This is a genomic window from Geobacter sp. PheSNFMC (genome assembly GCF_059620965.1).
On the sequence record NZ_JCAMRN010000022.1, the window covers coordinates 21323 to 39736 of the forward strand.

The 18414-nt window shown below is 58.1% G+C and carries 20 protein-coding genes; all 20 read left to right on the plus strand.

The features are described from left to right. Positions 1-2 precede the first annotated feature (2 nt). Positions 3-917: a tRNA pseudouridine(55) synthase TruB gene (gene truB, locus AC6CDK_RS06625; protein ID WP_192905126.1), complete on the plus strand. Its 915-nt coding sequence runs from the start codon at positions 3-5 to the stop codon at positions 915-917. Between the two features lie 123 nt (positions 918-1040). Further along, the gene (rpsO, locus tag AC6CDK_RS06630; protein WP_010942237.1) at positions 1041-1307 is read left to right on the plus strand and encodes a 30S ribosomal protein S15; all 267 of its coding nucleotides are present in this window, start codon (positions 1041-1043) and stop codon (positions 1305-1307) included. Between the two features lie 278 nt (positions 1308-1585). Further along, positions 1586-3679 carry a polyribonucleotide nucleotidyltransferase gene (gene pnp, locus AC6CDK_RS06635; protein ID WP_039644970.1) on the plus strand — a complete coding sequence of 698 codons (2094 nt, stop codon included), beginning with the start codon at positions 1586-1588 and terminating at the stop codon, positions 3677-3679. Between the two features lie 44 nt (positions 3680-3723). Then, positions 3724-4980, plus strand: a complete 1257-nt coding sequence (locus AC6CDK_RS06640; RefSeq protein WP_039644969.1) for a M16 family metallopeptidase — start codon at positions 3724-3726, stop codon at positions 4978-4980. Between the two features lie 11 nt (positions 4981-4991). Continuing rightward, positions 4992-5441: a dUTP diphosphatase gene (dut, locus tag AC6CDK_RS06645; RefSeq protein WP_039644967.1), complete on the plus strand. Its 450-nt coding sequence runs from the start codon at positions 4992-4994 to the stop codon at positions 5439-5441. 44 nt (positions 5442-5485) lie between these two features. Continuing rightward, a complete protein-coding gene (locus tag AC6CDK_RS06650; RefSeq protein ID WP_039644965.1) occupies positions 5486-6097 on the plus strand; it encodes an L-threonylcarbamoyladenylate synthase in 612 nt (203 codons plus the stop codon). Position 6098: 1 nt separating this feature from the next. After that, the gene (locus AC6CDK_RS06655) at positions 6099-6461 is read left to right on the plus strand and encodes a hypothetical protein (RefSeq protein ID WP_039644963.1); all 363 of its coding nucleotides are present in this window, start codon (positions 6099-6101) and stop codon (positions 6459-6461) included. Positions 6462-6644: 183 nt separating this feature from the next. Then, positions 6645-7184, plus strand: coding sequence for a YceD family protein (locus AC6CDK_RS06660; protein WP_039648249.1), 540 nt, complete (start codon positions 6645-6647; stop codon positions 7182-7184). A gap of 21 nt (positions 7185-7205) precedes the next feature. Then, positions 7206-7388 carry a 50S ribosomal protein L32 gene (gene rpmF / locus AC6CDK_RS06665; protein WP_039644961.1) on the plus strand — a complete coding sequence of 61 codons (183 nt, stop codon included), beginning with the start codon at positions 7206-7208 and terminating at the stop codon, positions 7386-7388. A gap of 45 nt (positions 7389-7433) precedes the next feature. Continuing rightward, positions 7434-8474: a phosphate acyltransferase PlsX gene (gene plsX / locus AC6CDK_RS06670; protein ID WP_039644960.1), complete on the plus strand. Its 1041-nt coding sequence runs from the start codon at positions 7434-7436 to the stop codon at positions 8472-8474. A gap of 12 nt (positions 8475-8486) precedes the next feature. Further along, entirely contained in the window at positions 8487-9467 is a 981-nt protein-coding gene (locus AC6CDK_RS06675) for a beta-ketoacyl-ACP synthase III (protein ID WP_039644958.1), read from the plus strand. Between the two features lie 22 nt (positions 9468-9489). Then, positions 9490-10413, plus strand: a complete 924-nt coding sequence (gene fabD / locus AC6CDK_RS06680; protein WP_039644956.1) for an ACP S-malonyltransferase — start codon at positions 9490-9492, stop codon at positions 10411-10413. 10 nt (positions 10414-10423) lie between these two features. Next, positions 10424-11164, plus strand: a complete 741-nt coding sequence (fabG, locus tag AC6CDK_RS06685) for a 3-oxoacyl-[acyl-carrier-protein] reductase (RefSeq protein WP_039644954.1) — start codon at positions 10424-10426, stop codon at positions 11162-11164. Between the two features lie 86 nt (positions 11165-11250). Next, positions 11251-11484, plus strand: a complete 234-nt coding sequence (gene acpP, locus AC6CDK_RS06690; RefSeq protein ID WP_010942249.1) for an acyl carrier protein — start codon at positions 11251-11253, stop codon at positions 11482-11484. Positions 11485-11622: 138 nt separating this feature from the next. Beyond that, positions 11623-12855: a beta-ketoacyl-ACP synthase II gene (gene fabF / locus AC6CDK_RS06695; protein WP_039644951.1), complete on the plus strand. Its 1233-nt coding sequence runs from the start codon at positions 11623-11625 to the stop codon at positions 12853-12855. 11 nt (positions 12856-12866) lie between these two features. Further along, the gene (rpiB, locus tag AC6CDK_RS06700) at positions 12867-13313 is read left to right on the plus strand and encodes a ribose 5-phosphate isomerase B (protein ID WP_039644949.1); all 447 of its coding nucleotides are present in this window, start codon (positions 12867-12869) and stop codon (positions 13311-13313) included. A gap of 92 nt (positions 13314-13405) precedes the next feature. Further along, positions 13406-14653, plus strand: coding sequence for a serine hydroxymethyltransferase (glyA, locus tag AC6CDK_RS06705; RefSeq protein WP_039644947.1), 1248 nt, complete (start codon positions 13406-13408; stop codon positions 14651-14653). A 122-nt stretch (positions 14654-14775) separates the two neighbouring features. Further along, complete coding sequence (locus AC6CDK_RS06710) at positions 14776-15549, plus strand: hypothetical protein (RefSeq protein WP_066357477.1); 774 nt, start codon at positions 14776-14778, stop codon at positions 15547-15549. Between the two features lie 186 nt (positions 15550-15735). After that, entirely contained in the window at positions 15736-17235 is a 1500-nt protein-coding gene (locus AC6CDK_RS06715; RefSeq protein ID WP_192905125.1) for a TolC family protein, read from the plus strand. A gap of 28 nt (positions 17236-17263) precedes the next feature. Then, positions 17264-18414 (plus strand): efflux RND transporter periplasmic adaptor subunit (locus tag AC6CDK_RS06720; RefSeq protein WP_496639784.1); only part of this gene is annotated, 1151 nt, incomplete at its 3' end.

Below are 18414 nucleotides of genomic sequence, written 5' to 3' on the forward strand. Positions count from 1 at the left end.
TCATGGACGGCTTTATCGTCATCGACAAACCGGCCGGTCTCACCTCCCATGATGTGGTTGCGAGAGTCAGGCGGACCCTTCGGCAGAAGAAGGCCGGCCACACCGGCACGCTCGATCCATTCGCCACCGGTGTTCTGCCCGTTGCAGTCGGCGAGGGGACAAAGGCGATCCCCTACCTGGATGAATCAACCAAGGTGTACCGAGCCACGCTGATGCTCGGCGCTGCCACTGATACCCAGGACCACACCGGCCAGGTTGTTCATGCCGGCGACTGGCAGCACCTGGAGCCCCAGACAGTTCGTGATGTCATCTCCTCGTTCACGGGCAAACTCAGCCAACTGCCCCCCATGTTCTCGGCCCTCAAGCGCGATGGCGTCCCCCTTTACAAACTCGCCCGCACCGGCAGGGAAGTCGAGCGTGAACCCCGTGAGATAGAGATCTTCTCACTGGTCATTGACGCGATCGATCTGCCGCTGGTGACGTTTACCCTGTCCTGTTCGCGCGGGACTTATGTCAGGACGCTGGCCCACGACATGGGCGAGCGCCTCGGCTGCGGTGCTCATCTGACTGAGTTGCGCCGGTTGAGCAGCGGTCTCTTCGATCTGGACCGGGCCATATCCCTTGAACGGCTTAGCGCGCTGGCCGAGGCCGACAGTCTTGCTGATGTCCTTATGTCACCCTCCGAAGCACTGGGACATCTTCAGGCATTGCCGCTCACCGCCCAGGGCGCGGAACGTGTCAGGCGTGGCATCACCCCTGGCTGCGAGGACGTTGAGCATGGGGCGGGCACGGGAGTTCCGGCGGGGACTCGCCTGCGATTGCAGAGGGACGGAATCGTTGTTGCTGTGGCGGTTGCCCTTACCGGCCTGTGGGCCAATGATACCAAAAACCTAAGGCTTTTAAGGGTGTTTAACTAGGTTTTCCCCTTTACAGGAAGCACCCTTTGTGATACAAACACACGTTACTGATCATTCTGGCGCAGCAGTGCGCCGCCATGCATCACATACTCACAATCTCTTAGCAAAGGAGGTGTTGCAAACGTGCTGGTAACTGACAAAAAGAAAGAGATTATCACGACCCACAAGCTTCACGACAGTGATACGGGCTCGCCCGAGGTGCAGATCGCGCTTCTTACCGAGCGGATCATCTACCTTACCGAGCACTTCAAGGTGCACAAGAAGGATCACCACAGCCGTCGCGGACTTCTGAAGATCGTCGGCCAGAGAAGAAGGCTCCTCGATTATCTCAAGAAGAAAGACGTCGAGAGGTATCGCTCGATCATCGAGAAGCTCGGCATTCGTCGCTAAGATGAGGCAGTATACTCCGCGCCGGGGTATATTGCCTCTCCTTTTTCTGCCCTTTGTCTTCACTGTCGTGCCCTGTGGTTGTTATCGCATCCGGGGGTAAGCAGTGTGGGCACTGTGGCGCAACCGGTTTCTGGAGATGGGCCTGATGGCCCATTTATTTTGTCTGTTGGGGGCGTGGATGGAGTGACCGACCGCATTGTTCTTCGGTCGCTCCATCGACGGCCCCAACGCACCTATTTACACAGGCTGGGAGGCCAACGAACATGATGGAACACACCATGACTGAACACAGGGTTAACGTAGAATTCGGCGGACGGACCATAACGATCGCAACGGGCAAGTGGGCCAAGCAGGCCAGTGGTGCCGTGGTGGTGAGCTGTGGGGATACGGTGGTTCTCGTGACTGCTGTGGCGACAAAAACGGCCCGCGAAGGGCAGGACTTTTTTCCTCTGACGGTGAATTATCAGGAAAAAGCGTATGCCGGCGGCAAGATTCCCGGCGGCTTCTTCAAGCGTGAAGGGCGTCCCTCCGACAACGAGACTCTCACGTCCCGCTTTATCGATCGCCCGATCCGCCCGCTTTTCCCCGAGAGTTTCCTGAATGATACCCAGATTATGGCGACTGTTGTCTCGGCGGACCAGGATAACGATCCCGGCATCCTCGCCATGATCGGCGCGTCTGCTGCCCTTGAGGTCTCCGATATTCCGTTCCTCGGCCCCATCGCCGGCGTCAAGGTCGGGCGCGTGGACGGTCAGTTCGTGTGCAATCCCACGGTAGAGCAGGTGGAGAAAAGCGATCTTGAGATCGTTGTCGCGGCAAGCCGTGATGCGGTCATCATGGTCGAGGGGGGGGCTGCAGAGGCGTCCGAAAAGGATGTCCTGGAAGCCATTTTCTTCGGTCACGCCGCTGTTCAGCCGATTATCGAGGCCCAGACCGAACTCCGGAAGCTGGCTGGCGTTCCCAAACGCGAGGTCGCGGCCACGTCCGTTGATGAGGCCCTGAAGGCGCGGGTGAAAGAGCTTGCCTATGCCGGGATCAAGGAAGCCGTCCGGATTGTGGCCAAGCAGGAGCGTCACAACCGCATCGGCGAGATCAGCGCGCAAACCCTTGAAGCACTTCTGCCCGAGTATGAAGGCCGCGAATCGGAAATTAAGGGGTTCCTCGGCGACTTCGAGTATGAACTCGTCCGCGAGCACATCATCAAGGACGGCTACCGCATTGACGGCCGTGACACCACAACCATCCGTCCCATCAGCATCGAGGTCGGCATGCTGCCGCGCGCCCATGGTTCCGCCCTCTTTACCCGCGGTGAAACCCAGGCCCTCGTGGCATCGACTCTCGGTACCTCCATTGATGAGCAGCGGATTGATTCACTGTACGGCGAGACCCGCAAGCGTTTCCTCCTGCATTACAACTTCCCGCCGTTCTCGGTTGGGGAGACGAGCTTTCGCCTTGCTCCGGGCCGGCGCGAAATCGGTCACGGCATGCTGGCTGAAAGGGCCCTCGAGCGCGTTATGCCCAAGCACGAGGACTTTCCCTACACCATCCGCATTGTCTCCGATATCCTCGAAAGCAACGGTTCCTCCTCCATGGCAAGCGTGTGCGGCGGCGCACTGGCGATGATGGATGCGGGCGTGCCGATCAAGGCCCCGGTGGCGGGTATTGCCATGGGCCTCATCAAGGAAGGGGAGGGCGTCGCCATTCTTTCCGACATCCTCGGTGATGAGGATCATCTGGGCGATATGGATTTCAAGGTGGCCGGCACCGAAGCAGGGGTAACCGCCATCCAGATGGACATCAAGATTACCGGCGTCACCCGTGAGATCATGGAGAAGGCCCTGCTGCAGGCCCGTGACGGCAGGCTCCACATCCTGGGCAAGATGAATCAGGCCATTGCCGCTCCGCGGGCCGATCTCTCTCCCCATGCTCCCCGCATCACCACCATCTGGGTCAAGACCGATAAAATCCGCGACGTTATCGGGTCCGGCGGCAAGAACATCCGTGGCATCACCGAGGCGACCGGCGTATCCATCGACATCGAGGACAGTGGCCGTATCAATATTGCCAGCACCAGCAAGGAGGCCTGCGATAAGGCTATCAAGATGATTCGCGACCTCACGGCCGAGGCGGAAGAGGGCAAACTCTACATGGGCACCGTCAAGAAAGTCATGGATTTCGGTGCATTCGTGGAAATCTTCCCCGGTACCGACGGACTTGTCCATATTTCCGAACTGGATACCGAGCGGGTAAAGAACGTTACCGATGTGCTGAATGAGGGCGACAAGGTGCTGGTGAAGTGCATCGGCATTGACAAGCAGGGCAAGATAAAGCTGTCGCGGAAAGAGGCGCTCGGCGCCGTGCTGCCCGAATAGGGCAGGCGCTGGCATAATGCTCCAGTCCGGGTATAGTTTTATCCATGGTCAATAAAACAATCCTTGACAATGGCGTGCGGATCATCTCCGAATACATGCCCCACGTCCATTCCGTCTCCATTGGTATCTGGGTAGCCAACGGCTCCCGCCATGAACGGCGGGAGCACAATGGCGTCGCTCACTTTATCGAACACCTGATGTTCAAGGGAACGGAGCAGCGCAGTGCCCTTGATATTGCACGTGAAATCGATTCGGTGGGCGGCGTGCTCAATGCGTTCACGAGCCGCGAGTACGTCTGCTATTACGCCAAGGTACTCGACAAATTCCTTCCAAAGACAATTGATCTTCTTGCCGACATCTTTCTCAACTCAGTCTTCGACTCCGAAGAGATCGAGAAAGAGCGGAAGGTGATCCTCCAGGAAATCAACATGCTGGAGGACACGCCGGATGATTACGTTCACGATCTGTTCCACCGGAGCTTCTGGCGGGGACATCCCCTCGGCCTGTCGATTCTCGGCAGCGTAGAGAGCATCGAAGGGCTTTCGCGGGATGCGATCATTACCCATCTGAGAGAAAAATACCGCTCTGACGACATTATCATTGCTGTGGCCGGCAACGTACGCCACGACGAACTCCTGAGCCTGGTGGACGGTCTCTTTGGACAGGTTCCCACCGGCTCGGGCCGGGATATCTGCCATCTGCCCGCTTACGAAAAGCAGGTTGAGGTAGTGGAAAAGGATTTGGAACAGGTTCACATCTGTCTCGGCACCAAGGCATTTCCTCAGAATCACCCGCGTCGGTTCGAAGTCTATCTGGTCAATACGCTTCTCGGTGGCAGCATGAGCTCCCGACTGTTCCAGGAGATCCGCGAGCGGCTGGGTCTTGCCTATTCGGTCTATTCCTACGTGGTTTCCCACACGGATGCGGGCTCGCTTGTTGTGTACGCCGGTACAAGTCCGGCAAAGCTCGACGATGTGCTCGACATCGCCTTTGCTGAGCTGAAGCGTCTGAAAACGGAACTTGTTCCGTTCACTGAGTTAGAGTCGGCCAAGGAGCAGATAAAAGGTAACATCTATCTTTCCCTGGAAAGCTCCGACAACAGGATGACCAAGCTCGCTAAAAACGAAATTTATTTCGGACGCTATATTCCTATTCATGAACTGACGGATGGATTCGACTCCGTAACAAGTCAGGGAGTTCTCGAACTTGCCGGCGAGATTTTTGACGAGCGTTATCTGACTCTTGCCCTCATGGGCAAGGTTGACAGTGCTGCGTTTGATGTCTCGCGGCTTGCGCTTTAGGTGGCCGGTCCATGCAGCCTTGCTTGGTAAAGATTCGCCGGGTTCGGCCCGGTTCGGCTCTCCCCCATCCCCGCTACATGACCCCCCATGCCGCGGGGATGGATCTCTGCGCCGATGTGGATGCCGATCTGGTGCTTAAACCCGGAGAGCGGGCGCTTGTTCCCACCGGCATTGCCATAGCCCTGCCTGATGGCTTTGAGGCGCAGGTCCGGCCCAGAAGCGGTCTTGCCCTCAAGCACGGAATTGCTCTCGTCAACTCGCCGGGCACCATTGACCCCGACTATCGGGGCGAGATCGGCGTAATCATCATTAATCACGGTGCTGACACCTTTGTCGTAAAGCGGGGCGAACGGATCGCCCAGATGGTATTTGCGCCCTTCGCCCGGGCCGAATTTCAGGACGTGGACGAACTGGATGAGACCGCCCGGGGTGACGGCGGGTTCGGTCACACCGGGCAATAATCCCGGAAAATAAAGTGTACTGCTGCCACTGACGGAGATATGCCATGCTTCTCTCCATTAATCCCGACAATCCGCAGGCACGACTTGTCTCCCATGTGGCTCAAGTTCTTGGTCGTGGCGGGGTCATCGCGTATCCGACCGACACGACCTATGGGATCGGTTGCAGCATTTTCAGTAAGAAGGGGATCGAACGAATCTACCTTCTCAAGCAAAGGGAGAAGAAAAAGCCCTTTTCCTTTATCTGTTCTGAGCTCTCAGAGGTGGCCCGCTACGCCAAGGTCAGCAATTACGCCTATAGAATTCTGAAGCGTTATCTGCCGGGGCCCTACACCTTTGTGATCGATGCGACGAGCGTGGTCCCCGATCTTTTAGTAACCAAGCAGAAGACGGTTGGCATCCGAATTCCCGACAATCGCATCTGCATAGCGCTCGTCAAGGAGCTGGGGCACCCGATCGTTACAACCAGTGCGAACCTCTCGGGGGAAGAGCCCATCGGTGATCCGCTTGAAGTCGAGAGAACCCTTGGAAAACAGCTCGATCTCGTTGTGGATGGTGGGAATCTCACCGCCGATGTCAGCTCGGTGGTGAGTCTTATCGGCGATTATCCCCAGGTGCTGCGCCGCGGGATCGGCGATGTGAGTTGGTGCGGCGAATAGCATGAGAAGGCGGACGCTCCGGGTGGGGATATACGCCCTTTCGCTGGCGGTAGCCCTCGTTACGGTGGCTACTTTTTTCCACGAGCAGATAGCAGGGGGATTCGGCCTTTCTCCTTCCGCTGCCGGTCTCTTTGTATCTCTCGGTTTTTTGGGAGGGGGAATCGCCGGTGGCTGCGGAGTTGTGCTGGCTGTTACCGGTCTGTTTCTCAGGGCCGGTCCGGTACGCGAGCGCTCCTGTCGCATTGCTCCGAGCCTCGTCATTCTCTGTGCTGTTACTTTTATCTTTATCCTGCTGCTGGTGGCGCATTTCCGCGGGGCAGAGAGTCCTCCTCCGCTCCGACCGGGTGAAACCATCACCATGTGAGAGATTCCACCTTTCGTGGATGCGATAGACCGAAATTGCTTGCAATAATGGATGGAATCGGATAGAACTAGCAGAATCAACCGCCTGAAAGGGCGGTTTTGCTTTTGCCTCATTTTTCTTGACAATCGGAACCCGTTCCTTATACTGAGTGGCTTCTGTTGCCACCATGAACAGCAGGTCGCGGTGAAAATAAGAGTCGACGACATAAAAGAGCAGCCAAGGGTTCTCCGCTCCGAGGAGCCGCTTGAAACGTTCCCTGGGCTTGTTGCCGTTCAGGATGCGGGTGAGTGCGGATTTCTCTCACCGGTGACGGTGGAGTTGGCAGTCGCCAGGGAATATGATCACATCAGGGTCAAAGGGAACCTGAAGACCCGGATTCGGCTGAATTGCTCCCGGTGTCTCGGTGATTTTGAAGCCGACCTCGCTTCCGTTTTCACGATGTTCTATCGTAAAGAAGACCGCGTCGCATTCGACGAGGAAGAGGTTGAACTGGCAGAGGAAGATCTGATCTCGATTGCCTATCAGGGGGACGAGATTGATTTCGCTCCGGAGATCGCCGAGCAGGTGATCATGGAGTTGCCGCTCAAACCCCTGTGCCAAGAGTCCTGCCGGGGGCTGTGCCCCACATGCGGAGTTGATTTGAATGAAGCGGAGTGCACGTGCGCCGGTTCGTCATTCAGTCTGAAATTCAGTGCACTCAAGGATTTTAAGGTCGACAAGTAGAACCACAAAAGGAGACATTCCATGGCTGTACCCAAGAAAAAGACATCCAAGTCCCGTAAAAACATGAGGAGATCCCACGATTCCCTTACCGCTCCGGCAGCTTCCGTTTGTCCCCAGTGCAAGAGCCCCAAGCTTTCCCACCGCGCCTGCGCTTCCTGCGGCACCTATAAAGGGAGAGAAGTGGTCAAGACCGAAGAGATCTAACCTGCCTGCGCGTGTGGGTCTGATTCATTCTTGTCTGGGAGTACCATGAGAGTTGCTGTTGATGCGATGGGAGGCGACAATGCCCCTACCGTCGAGGTTGAAGGTTCTGTCGTAGCAGCACGTGAATTCGGCATACCCATCACCTTGGTCGGTGATACGGAAAAGCTTCGTCAGGAGCTTGCCAAGCACAATGTACAGGGGCTTGATATAGCCATTCACCACGCCAGCGAGGTGGTCGGCATGCACGATGCTGCATCCGACGCCGTGCGGCGCAAGAAGGATTCCTCGATCCGCGTCGCCTTTGATCTCGTGAAAAGCGGCGAGGCAGAGGCCGTGGTGAGTGCCGGCAATTCCGGCGCCACCATGGCGGCAGGCATGTTTGTCCTCAAGCGGCTCAAAGGGATTGACCGTCCGGCCATCGCACAGATATTTCCCACCCTGCGCGGCAAGACCCTTGTTCTTGACGTGGGGGGTAATGTTGACTGCAAGCCGATTCACCTCGTGCAGTTCGCCATCATGGGCGAAGTGTATGCCCGCCACGTCATGGGTGTGGAGCATCCCCGCATCGGACTCCTTTCCAATGGGGAAGAGGACAGCAAGGGGAATGAACTCACTCGCGAAACCAATGCAATCCTGAAAAATATTTCCTTTGACTATGAAGGCTACGTGGAAGGGCGCGACATCTTCAACGGCATGGTCGATGTGGTCGTCTGCGACGGTTTTGTGGGCAATGTTGTGCTGAAGCTTTCTGAAGGGCTTGCAGAAACGGTCGGGAAGATGTTGCGCGAGGAAATAGCAGGCAGTCTGCTGTCCAAGCTTGGCTATCTGTTTGTCCGCAAGGCATTCAAGAACTTCAAGAAAAAGGTTGATTACGCCGAATACGGCGGTGCACCCCTGATCGGCATCAACGGCGTCGCCATGATCTGCCACGGCGGTTCGAACGTGAAGGCCATCAAGAACGCGATTCTCTTCGCTCATCAATATGTGTGCAAAGGGGTCAACCAACGGCTCGCCGAGAAGATGGAAACCGAGTTTACGGCCTACATGCAGCAGTGCGACGCTGTGAAGGAAGCAGCAGCGGGTTAGAAAGGTCACGGGATGATGAAAGCAAGGATTGTCGGGACCGGTTCTGCCGTTCCCTCCAAGGTGCTTACCAATTTCGATCTGGAGAAGATGGTCGATACCTCTGACGAGTGGATAACTACGCGCACCGGGATCAAAGAGCGCCGCATCGCCGCTGATGGAGAGTATACCTCCACCTTTGCAACGCAGGCAGCGGAGCGGGCGCTTGAGATGGCCGGAGTCGCTGCCGCTGATATTGATCTTTTGATTGTTGCGACAATTACGCCCGATTTCCCATTTCCTGCCACTGCCTGCGTGGTCCAGAGCAATCTCAAGGCCGCCAAGGCGGCTGCCTTTGACCTGTCCGCCGCCTGTTCCGGCTTTATCTATGCATTGGCTCAGGCATCCAATGCAATCAGGGCGGGTTCCGTCCGCAAGGCTCTGGTCATTGGTGCAGAAGCCCTGTCGCGGATCATCGACTGGACAGATCGCAACACCTGTCTCCTTTTCGGCGACGGCGCCGGTGCCGTGGTTCTCGAGGCATGCGATGATGGCCGCGGTGTCCTGTCAACCCATCTTCACAGTGACGGCTCATACTGGGAATTGCTCTATCAACCCGGTTGCGGCAACAGAAATCCCGCCGTCCAGAAGACTCTTGACGACCGTCGTATCTATCTCATGATGCAGGGGAACGAGGTTTTCAAACTCGCCGTGAGGGCCATGGAGGATGCCGCCCTTGAAGCCCTTGATGCAAACGGGCTCACGCCTGCAGACATTTCGTTGTTCATCCCCCATCAGGCCAATCGCCGCATCATTGATGCCATCGGCAAACGCCTCGGCCTGCCGGGCGAAAAGGTCTACGTCAATCTCGACCGGTTCGGCAATACCTCGGCGGCATCCATTCCGCTGGCACTGGACGAAGCTAACCGCTCGGGCCGGATCAAGCCCAACGATGTAGTGGTATTCGATGCCTTCGGTGGCGGGCTTACCTGGGGATCGGCACTGGTGCGCTGGTAACGGACCAAGCAAGGAGCTATCAATGAGCAAGCGTGCATTCATATTCCCCGGCCAAGGGTCCCAGTATGCCGGAATGGGCAAGGATCTGGCCGATACCTTTCCGGTTGCCCGTCAGGTCTTCGAGGAAGCTGATGATGCCCTCGGCAGCTCCCTTTCCCGACTCTGCTTTGAAGGTCCCGAAGAGCAGTTGAAGCTCACCGCCAATACTCAGCCCGCCATCCTGACCACAAGTGTTGCTGCATTCAGGGTGCTTCAGGCTGAAACGGGACTCACCGCAGACTTCCTGGCAGGACACTCTCTCGGCGAGTACTCGGCGCTTGTGGCTGCCGGGGCACTTGGCTTTGCGGATGCTGTCCGGACGGTTCGAGCCCGCGGCACCTTCATGCAGGAGGCTGTGCCGGTTGGAGAGGGGGCAATGGCCGCGATGCTCGGAATCGAACCGGCTGTTCTTGCCGAAATATGCGCCGAAGCGGCCCAGGGTGAGGTCGTTTCTCCCGCAAACTTCAATTCGCCCGGCCAGATCGTCATTGCCGGAAACACCGGTGCGGTCAACCGTGCCATCGAGATTGCCAAGGCAAAGGGGTTCCGCAAGGCGATGCTCCTGCCGGTGAGTGCTCCCTTCCATTCGAGCCTCATGGTGCCTGCCGGTGAACGGCTTGCCGAGGTTCTGGCAGCGGTTGCGGTCGGCGATCTGGTCGCTCCCGTGGTGACCAACGTGGAGGCAACGCCCAACTCCGACAAGGGAAGGGTAAAAGAACTCCTGGTCAGGCAGGTAAGCGCTCCGGTGCTCTGGGATGCCTCGGTGAGGGAAATGGTTTCGCTCGGCGTCACCCGGTTTGTGGAGATCGGGCCGGGCAAAGTTCTGTCGGGGCTGGTCAAGCGGATCGAGAAGGAAGCGGGTACCGCCAACGTCGAGGATACGGCCGGTATCAGGGCTCTTGCCTAAGGAGACGAGAATGAGTCTTGCTGGAAAAGTCGCAGTGGTTACAGGAGCTTCTCGTGGCATCGGCAGGGAGATCGCCCTCCGGCTCGCCCGCGAGGGCGCTGACGTTGCAGTGACCGCTACAACCCTCGACAGTGCCCGGAAAACCGCGGACGAGATAGAGCAGATCGGCCGGAGAGCCCTCGCGCTGGCTGTGGACGTGGCGGACGCGGCGGCTGTGGAAGCGCTGTTCGCCTCGGTGGTAGCCGCTTTCGGCAAGGTGGATATCCTTGTCAACAATGCCGGCATTACCCGGGATGGCCTGCTGTTGCGGATGAAAGATGCCGATTGGGATGCCGTGCTCGACGTGAACCTCAAGGGCGCCTTCAATTGCACGCGGGAGGCGGCAAAACTCATGGCCAAGGCCCGTAGTGGCCGCATCGTCAATATCGGCTCTGTGGTAGGCGAGATGGGGAATGCGGGGCAGGTCAACTATTGCGCCAGCAAGGCAGGGATGATCGGAATGACCAAGGCTGCCGCCCGGGAACTGGCCAAGCGCGGCATTACCGTCAATGCCGTCACCCCCGGTTTCATCGAAACGGATATGACGGCGGTTCTTTCCGAAAAGGTACGTGAGTCGCTCATGCAGCAGATTCCGCTGGAGCGGTTCGGTGCCCCCGAGGATATTGCCAACGCGGTCCATTTCCTCGTGTCCGACATGGGGAGTTATATTACCGGTCACGTCCTGTCCGTTAACGGCGGGATGTACATGTAGAAAAATATCTTTTGAAATTTAGGCGTTTCGTGGTATGTAGCTAGAAACATTACCCGAAGACTCAAACCAAACGGAGGTGAACAAGCATGTCGTCAATAGAAAAAAGAGTCAAAGAGATCGTAGCCGAACAACTCGGCGTCGATGAGGCGCAGGTTACGAACGATGCCTCCTTTATGGATGATCTGGGGGCGGACTCTCTTGACACTGTCGAACTGGTGATGGCTCTCGAGGAAGAGTTCGATATCGAGATTTCCGACGAGGACGCCGAGAAAATCCAGAACGTTCAGGATGCCATCGATTACATCACCGAGCACACCTAGCACACAGGAGGGGAAGGAGAACCTTCCCCTTTTTCACAGCACGCGGCCTTTGGGCCGCGTCCGCGTGCATCCGCATGTGAGCTTCAACGGCTCCGTGGCGGATGCGTTCAGATTCACGACCATCGGGAGCACATATCTATGAGAAGAGTAGTGGTGACGGGAGTCGGCGCCGTATCTCCGCTCGGAGTCGGCAACGCCGCCAACTGGGATGCGCTCGTTTCAGGAACGTCGGGCATTGGGCACATAACCCGCTTTGACGCCTCCGACCTGCCGGTAAGGATTGCCGGCGAGGTTAAGGGCTTTGATCCCGAGCAGTACATCGACAAGAAAGAGGTCAAGAAGATGGACCTCTTCATTCAGTACGCCATGGCTGCTGCCCATTACGCCATGGAAGATTCCGGCCTCAAGATCACCGAGGAGAACGCGGAGCGTACGGGTGTCCTGGTCGGCGCGGGGCTGGGCGGTTTGCCGACCATCGAAAAGTACCACGCCGCCATGCTCGAAGGCGGGCACAAGAAAATTTCCCCCTTCTTCATTCCAATGCTGATCATCAACCTTGCACCCGGCCACATTTCAATCAAGTACGGGGCCAAGGGACCCAACCTGTCGTCGGTATCCGCCTGCGCCACCGGTACACACTCCATCGGCGATGCATACCACATGATCAGGCGCGGCGATGCGGACGCCATGATTGCCGGCGGTACCGAGTCCACGGTGACTCCCCTCGGAATTGGCGGTTTTGCGGTCATGAAGGCTCTTTCCACGCGTAACGACGATCCAGCCGCTGCGTCGCGTCCCTTTGAAAAGAATCGCGATGGTTTCGTTCTCGCAGAGGGGGCAGGCATCGTCGTTCTTGAGGAGTATGAGGCTGCCAAGAAGCGCGGGGCCAAAATTTATGCCGAGATCGTCGGCTATGGTCTCACGGGCGACGCCTACCATCTCACCGCTCCGGCACCGGAGGGAGAAGGTGCTGCGCGGTGCATGAAAATGGCTCTCAACAACGCCGGAGTCCGTCCGGAAGAGGTGGACTACATCAACGCCCATGGCACCTCCACCCCCTTCAATGACTACTACGAGACCCTTGCCGTCAAGAGCGTGTTCGGTGACCATGCGAAAAAGGTTATGGTGTCCTCCACCAAGTCCATGACCGGTCACCTGCTCGGCGCAGCCGGCGGCGTTGAAGCTGTCTTTACCCTCATGGCCATGGACAAGGGTGTGATTCCGCCGACTATCAACTACCTGGAGCAGGACCCCGAGTGCGATCTTGACTACGTTCCCAACACCGCCCGGGAGAAGTCGATCACATACGCCCTCAGCAACAACTTCGGCTTTGGGGGCACGAACGCGACGCTGCTCTTCAAGAAAGTATAGGGGGGCACGGGGTGATAGTCGTCGGGAGCGATCACGGTGGTCTGGAACTGAAGGAAGCGGTTAAGCGGCTCCTTGCCGAGCGGGGGGAACCCTTCGAAGACTGCGGAACCGATAACGGCAACTCGGTTGATTACCCGGACTTCGGCATCAAGGTGGCCCGAAGGGTATCCAATGGCGACGCGGAGAAGGGGATTCTCTTCTGCGGCACCGGCATCGGCATGTCGATCGTTGCCAACAAGTTTCCCCGGGTGCGTGCGGCCCTTGCCACCGATGCCTTCATGGCACGCATGGCCAAGGAGCATAATAACGCAAACATCCTGGTCCTCGGTGGCCGGGTGCTCGAGGAGGCCGCGGCCCGGGAGATGGTCATCGCCTGGCTCGACGGGGTGTATGAAGGCGGCCGTCATCAGGGACGGCTCGACAAGATTGCGGCCCTGGAGCGGGAACTGATGAAGTAGACATCGCGCCTGATCGGCGGTTGCATGAAGTCTGATACGGGACTGGATACGGTCCCGTTTTCCTTTTTCCCACTTTTACAAGGAGACCTGACATGTCGATTCTCGAAACCTTTGACCCGCAGGTAGCTGAGGCGATCCGCCATGAAACCGAGCGGCAGGAGTACAACCTGGAGTTGATCGCTTCCGAAAACTTCGTTTCCGAGGCGGTACTGGAAGCCCAGGGCTCGGTAATGACCAATAAGTATGCCGAGGGATACCCCGGCAAGCGCTACTATGGTGGATGCCACCACGTGGACGTGGTGGAAAATCTCGCTATCGAGCGGGCCAAGGAGCTTTTCGGTGCCGATCATGCCAACGTCCAGCCCCATTCGGGCTCCCAGGCAAATATGGCGGTCTACTTTTCGGTGCTCAAGCCCGGCGACACCATTCTCGGGATGAACCTGTCCCACGGCGGCCACCTGACCCACGGCAGCCCCGTGAACTTTTCGGGCCGTTTCTTCAACGTGGTTCCCTACGGCGTGTCCCAGGAAACCGAAACGATCGACTTCAATGAGGTGGAGCGTCTTGCCCTGGAGCATAAGCCGAAGATGATTGTTGTGGGGGCCAGCGCCTATCCCCGGACCATCGACTTCACCGCCTTCCGCACCATTGCCGATAAGGTCGGCGCGGTTATCATGGTTGATATGGCTCACATCGCGGGCCTGGTTGCGGCCGGTCTCCATCCGAACCCCGTTCCCTACGCGGAATTCGTGACCACCACCACCCATAAGACCCTCAGGGGGCCCCGCGGTGGGATGATCCTGTGCCGCGAGGAATACGCCAAGACGCTCAATTCCAATATTTTCCCAGGTATCCAGGGAGGGCCGCTCATGCATGTCATTGCGGCCAAGGCCGTTGCCCTCAAGGAAGCCCTCCAGCCCGAGTTCAAAGCGTATCAGGCCCAGATCGTGAAAAACGCCAAGGCCCTTGCCGACGAGCTGGTGAAGCGCGGGTTCCGGCTTGTGTCCGGCGGCACCGATAACCATCTGATGCTGGTTAACCTGACCGGCACCGAACTGACCGGCAAGGTGGCGGAGGAGTCTCTGGATAAGGCCGGCATCACGGTGAACAAGAACACGGTGCCCTTCGAGACCCGTTCGCCCTTTGTCACCTCCGGTTTCCGGATCGGCACTCCCGCAGCCACTACCCACGGTCTCAAGGAAGCTGAAATGGCTAATGTGGCGGGCTTCATCGCAGAGGCACTGGCCAACGTGGACAATGATGCCAAGCTTGTTGAGATCAAGGGGAGGGTCAATGCACTCATGAAGCGTTTTCCCCTCTACGCCCACCGGCTTTCTTAAAGGTATTGGTCTGATTCGCCTGAAAAGGGGGATGCCGCGCGGCATCCCCCTTTTTCTTTGCTATGCTTCTATGGTTATGCGGTCGAGTGGGGCGCGGACCCTTCGCGAACGGGAGGTCAACAATGGCAAGAATTCTGACCGGCGTTGCACTGATGGCGTTTCTTGTTTCGGCCGGTACCGTCCAGGCCCTGGAAACCCGTGTCGATGTGCGGGTGAGGACCAAGGATGCAAAGTTTCTCGGAACGAGCATGGGAGGGGCTTTGATAACCATCCGCAATACCGACACCGGCGAGTTGCTCGCCACGGGTGTTACGGCGGGAACCACTGGCAATACCGCTACCATTATGGTCAACCCGCATGTGAGGGGGGGCGTGTTGTCGGACGCACAATCCGCCCGGTTCAGGGCTGTTCTGGATATCGATGTGCCCACCCGGATTGAAGTGCGGGCGGCAGGCCCATTAAGCCAGAGGCAGGGGATGGGAGAGGCTTCGGTGACCCAGTGGCTGATTCCCGGCAGGCACGTGACCGGCGGGGACGGTCTTGTCTTGGAGTTGCCGGGGTTTGCCGTTGATGTACTCGATCCGCCGGCCAATCATACCGTTACTCTTGCGGATGGATTGGCCACCGTGACCGTGCGGGCCAGCGTCATGATGATGTGCGGCTGTCCGGTTTCGCCGGGAGGGCTCTGGAATGCCGACGGCTACGAGATCCGTGCAATGGTAAGGCGGGACGGCTCAGCCGCGGAAGAGGTGCCGCTCCATTTTGCCGGGGAGTCGAGCCTGGTTATGGGAGAGCTTACGGTCAGACAGCCGGGAGTATACGAGGTAACGGTCTATGCATTTGATCCGGCCAACGGCAATACCGGCCTCGACCGGACGACCTTCATCGCCCAATAGGCTCGTTTCGGCACGCTCCGGACGCATTTGCGCTTGACGCACGTCCATTTTTTTGAACAAATGCACAGATCGTGTTCAACCGTTGACGGGGTTCCTCGTTACGATGATTATGATCAACGGAGCCCCTGCCCACCTGCGGGGATCTCTCACATTAGCATCCAACGGCCTGCTGAGGAGGAATGATTGATGAAACGGATAACGACTGCCCTGCTTCTGGTAATGGCTCCGCTCACCGTCCACGCCGCTGACGGCGGCGTTCGGCTGAGCCTCAAGGAGGCAATCCAGTCTGCAGTGCAGAAAAACCTGGATGTGCGGGCAGAACTGTACAATCCGGCCATGGCGGAGGCTGATATCCGCAAAAATCTCGGTATTTATGATACGCAACTCATTGTTTCAACCGATTTTCAGTATGCCGTCACCGAACCGGTCAGCTCGTTTCTTTCAGGAACCAATACCAGCCGGACCCGGACGCTGACTCTGAATCCCGGCGTGAACCAGTTGACGCCCCTTGGCGGGACAGTGGGGCTCACGTTCAATAATGCCTACAACTACACCAATTCCACCCGAAGCCCGAGCGAATACTGGAACTCGGATCTGACGCTGAGCCTTTCCCAGCCGCTGTTGAAAAATTTCGGCAAGGACCCCACCGAACTCGGCATCATGGTGGCGCGGACGGCCAAGGATGGTTCCCTGGAGCGGTTCCGGACCCTGCTCCTGGACACGGTGGCCAGGGTCAGGACCGAGTACAACCGGCTTTACAGCCTGCGCGAGGATCTTGAGGTCAAGAAGACGTCCCTGGAACTGGCCCGTAAAATACTCACCGATACCCAGGCACGGGTGAAGGCGGGCGTTCTGCCGGCCATGGAGATTCTCAATGCCGAGTTCGGTGTGGCAAGCCGGGAAAAGGATCTCATCGATGCGGAAAAAGCGGTACGGGATCAGAATGATGTGCTCCACGTGCTGCTTCAGCTACCCGGCAAAGATGAGCTCATTCCAGTCGATATCCCGACCCGCGAGCCATATGAGGCCGAGGAAAATGCACTGATCCGCAAGGCGCTGGATTTGCGGCCGGAACTGCGAGAGCAGAAGGCGAACCTCAAGACGAGCGAACTGGAGACGCGCGTGGCCCGGAACCGGACCCTCCCGGATCTGAATCTTACTGCCAGTGCCGCCGTGACGGGCTTAGACCGTCACTACAACCGCAATCTGGAAAAAGTCGGCTCAGCCGATTACCCGGTTTGGGGCGTTGGGCTCGTATTCCAGTACCCCCTGGGGAACAATGCCGCCGAGAACGAGTATCGCCGCAGTAAATTGAAGGTGGAGCAGGGACGCACCCAGATCAGGAGCCTTGAGGCCAATGTGGAAAATGAGGTCAAGACGGCCATCAGGGGCGTTGATTCGGGCTACAAGCAGCTCGACGTGACCGACCGCGGCCGCGCCTTTGCCGAGGAGCGGCTCCGCTCTTTCATCAAGAGGAGCGAGGTGGGGCTTGCCACTATTAAGGACGTTCTCGAAGTTGAGAGTGAACTGGCCACGGCAAAGAGCAACCAGATCAAAGCCTTGACAGGATATGGCGATGCCGTTACCCAATTGCTGCGGGCCACGGGAGAGCTTCTGGATCGGGAGGGAATCACCGTAACGGAAAAAGAAGGGGACTCCCTTTACGAGCAAAGTGCGCGAGACTGACACGTCCGGACTGATGATGGGGTTCTGAATGGACTTGATGAATGTGATGACAGCCTTTCGCACGCTTCGCCGTTGGGGACGGCATGCCGTTGCGGCGTCTGCGGTCGTGCCTGCTCTCGCGCTGTGCGCCTGCTCCCCCAAGGAGCAGAAACCAACGGTAAAGCCGCCGGTGCCGGTCGTGCTCGCAAAGGTGGAGCGGAAGACGATTCCGGTTCAGATCAAGGCCATCGGCAATGTGGAGCCCTATGCCACGGTGGCGGTCAAGGCCCAGGTGAGCGGTGAGGTGGTGAGCGTTCACTTTACCGAAGGGCAGGACGTGAAAAAGGGCGATCTCCTGTTTGCCATAGATCCGCGTACCTATGCCGCCGCCCTGAAAAAAGCGGAAGCAAATCTTTCCCGAAATCTGGTCCAGGCGCGCAATGCCCGCCAGGACGCGGAACGCTATGCCCAACTGCTGACAGAAGGGATCGTGACCCAGGAGCAGTATGAGCAGTACCGCACCAAGGCGGAGGCATTCGCGGCGGATGTTGCCGCCGACCGGGCCGCCGTGGAGAACGCCAGGGTCGAACTCTCCTACTGCACCATACGCTCGCCCCTTTCGGGCCGAACCGGCAACCTGGCGGTGCATGCGGGGAACATCGTCAAGGCAAACGAGAATCCGCCGCTGGTTACGATCAACCAGATAACTCCGATCTACGTAACCTTTGCCATTCCCGAGAAAGACCTTGCCGAGATCAAGCACCGTTTGGCGTCCGGACGGCTCGCGGTGGCGGCGATCATTCCCAATGATCAGGGACCGGCGGAGCAGGGGACCATCAGCTTTCTCGACAATGCGGTCGACGCTGCCACCGGTACCATCAAACTCAAGGGAATCTTTGAGAACAAGGGGCGGCGGCTCTGGCCCGGTCAATTCGTCAACGTGGTCGTGACCCTCGCGTCCCGCGCCGATGCCGTCGTGGTGCCGTCCCAGGCTCTCCAGACCGGACAGAGCGGCCCTTATCTCTTTGTGGTAAAGGCCGACTCCTCCGTGGAGGTCCGCCCCGTAACGCCGGGTATCACCCATGAAGGACTCACTGTCATCGAGCAGGGCGTCGCTCCGGGTGAAACGGTTGTGACCGACGGCCAGATGCGGCTGACCCCCAGTGCCAAGGTAACGGAAAAACGACCCGGAGGTGCCGG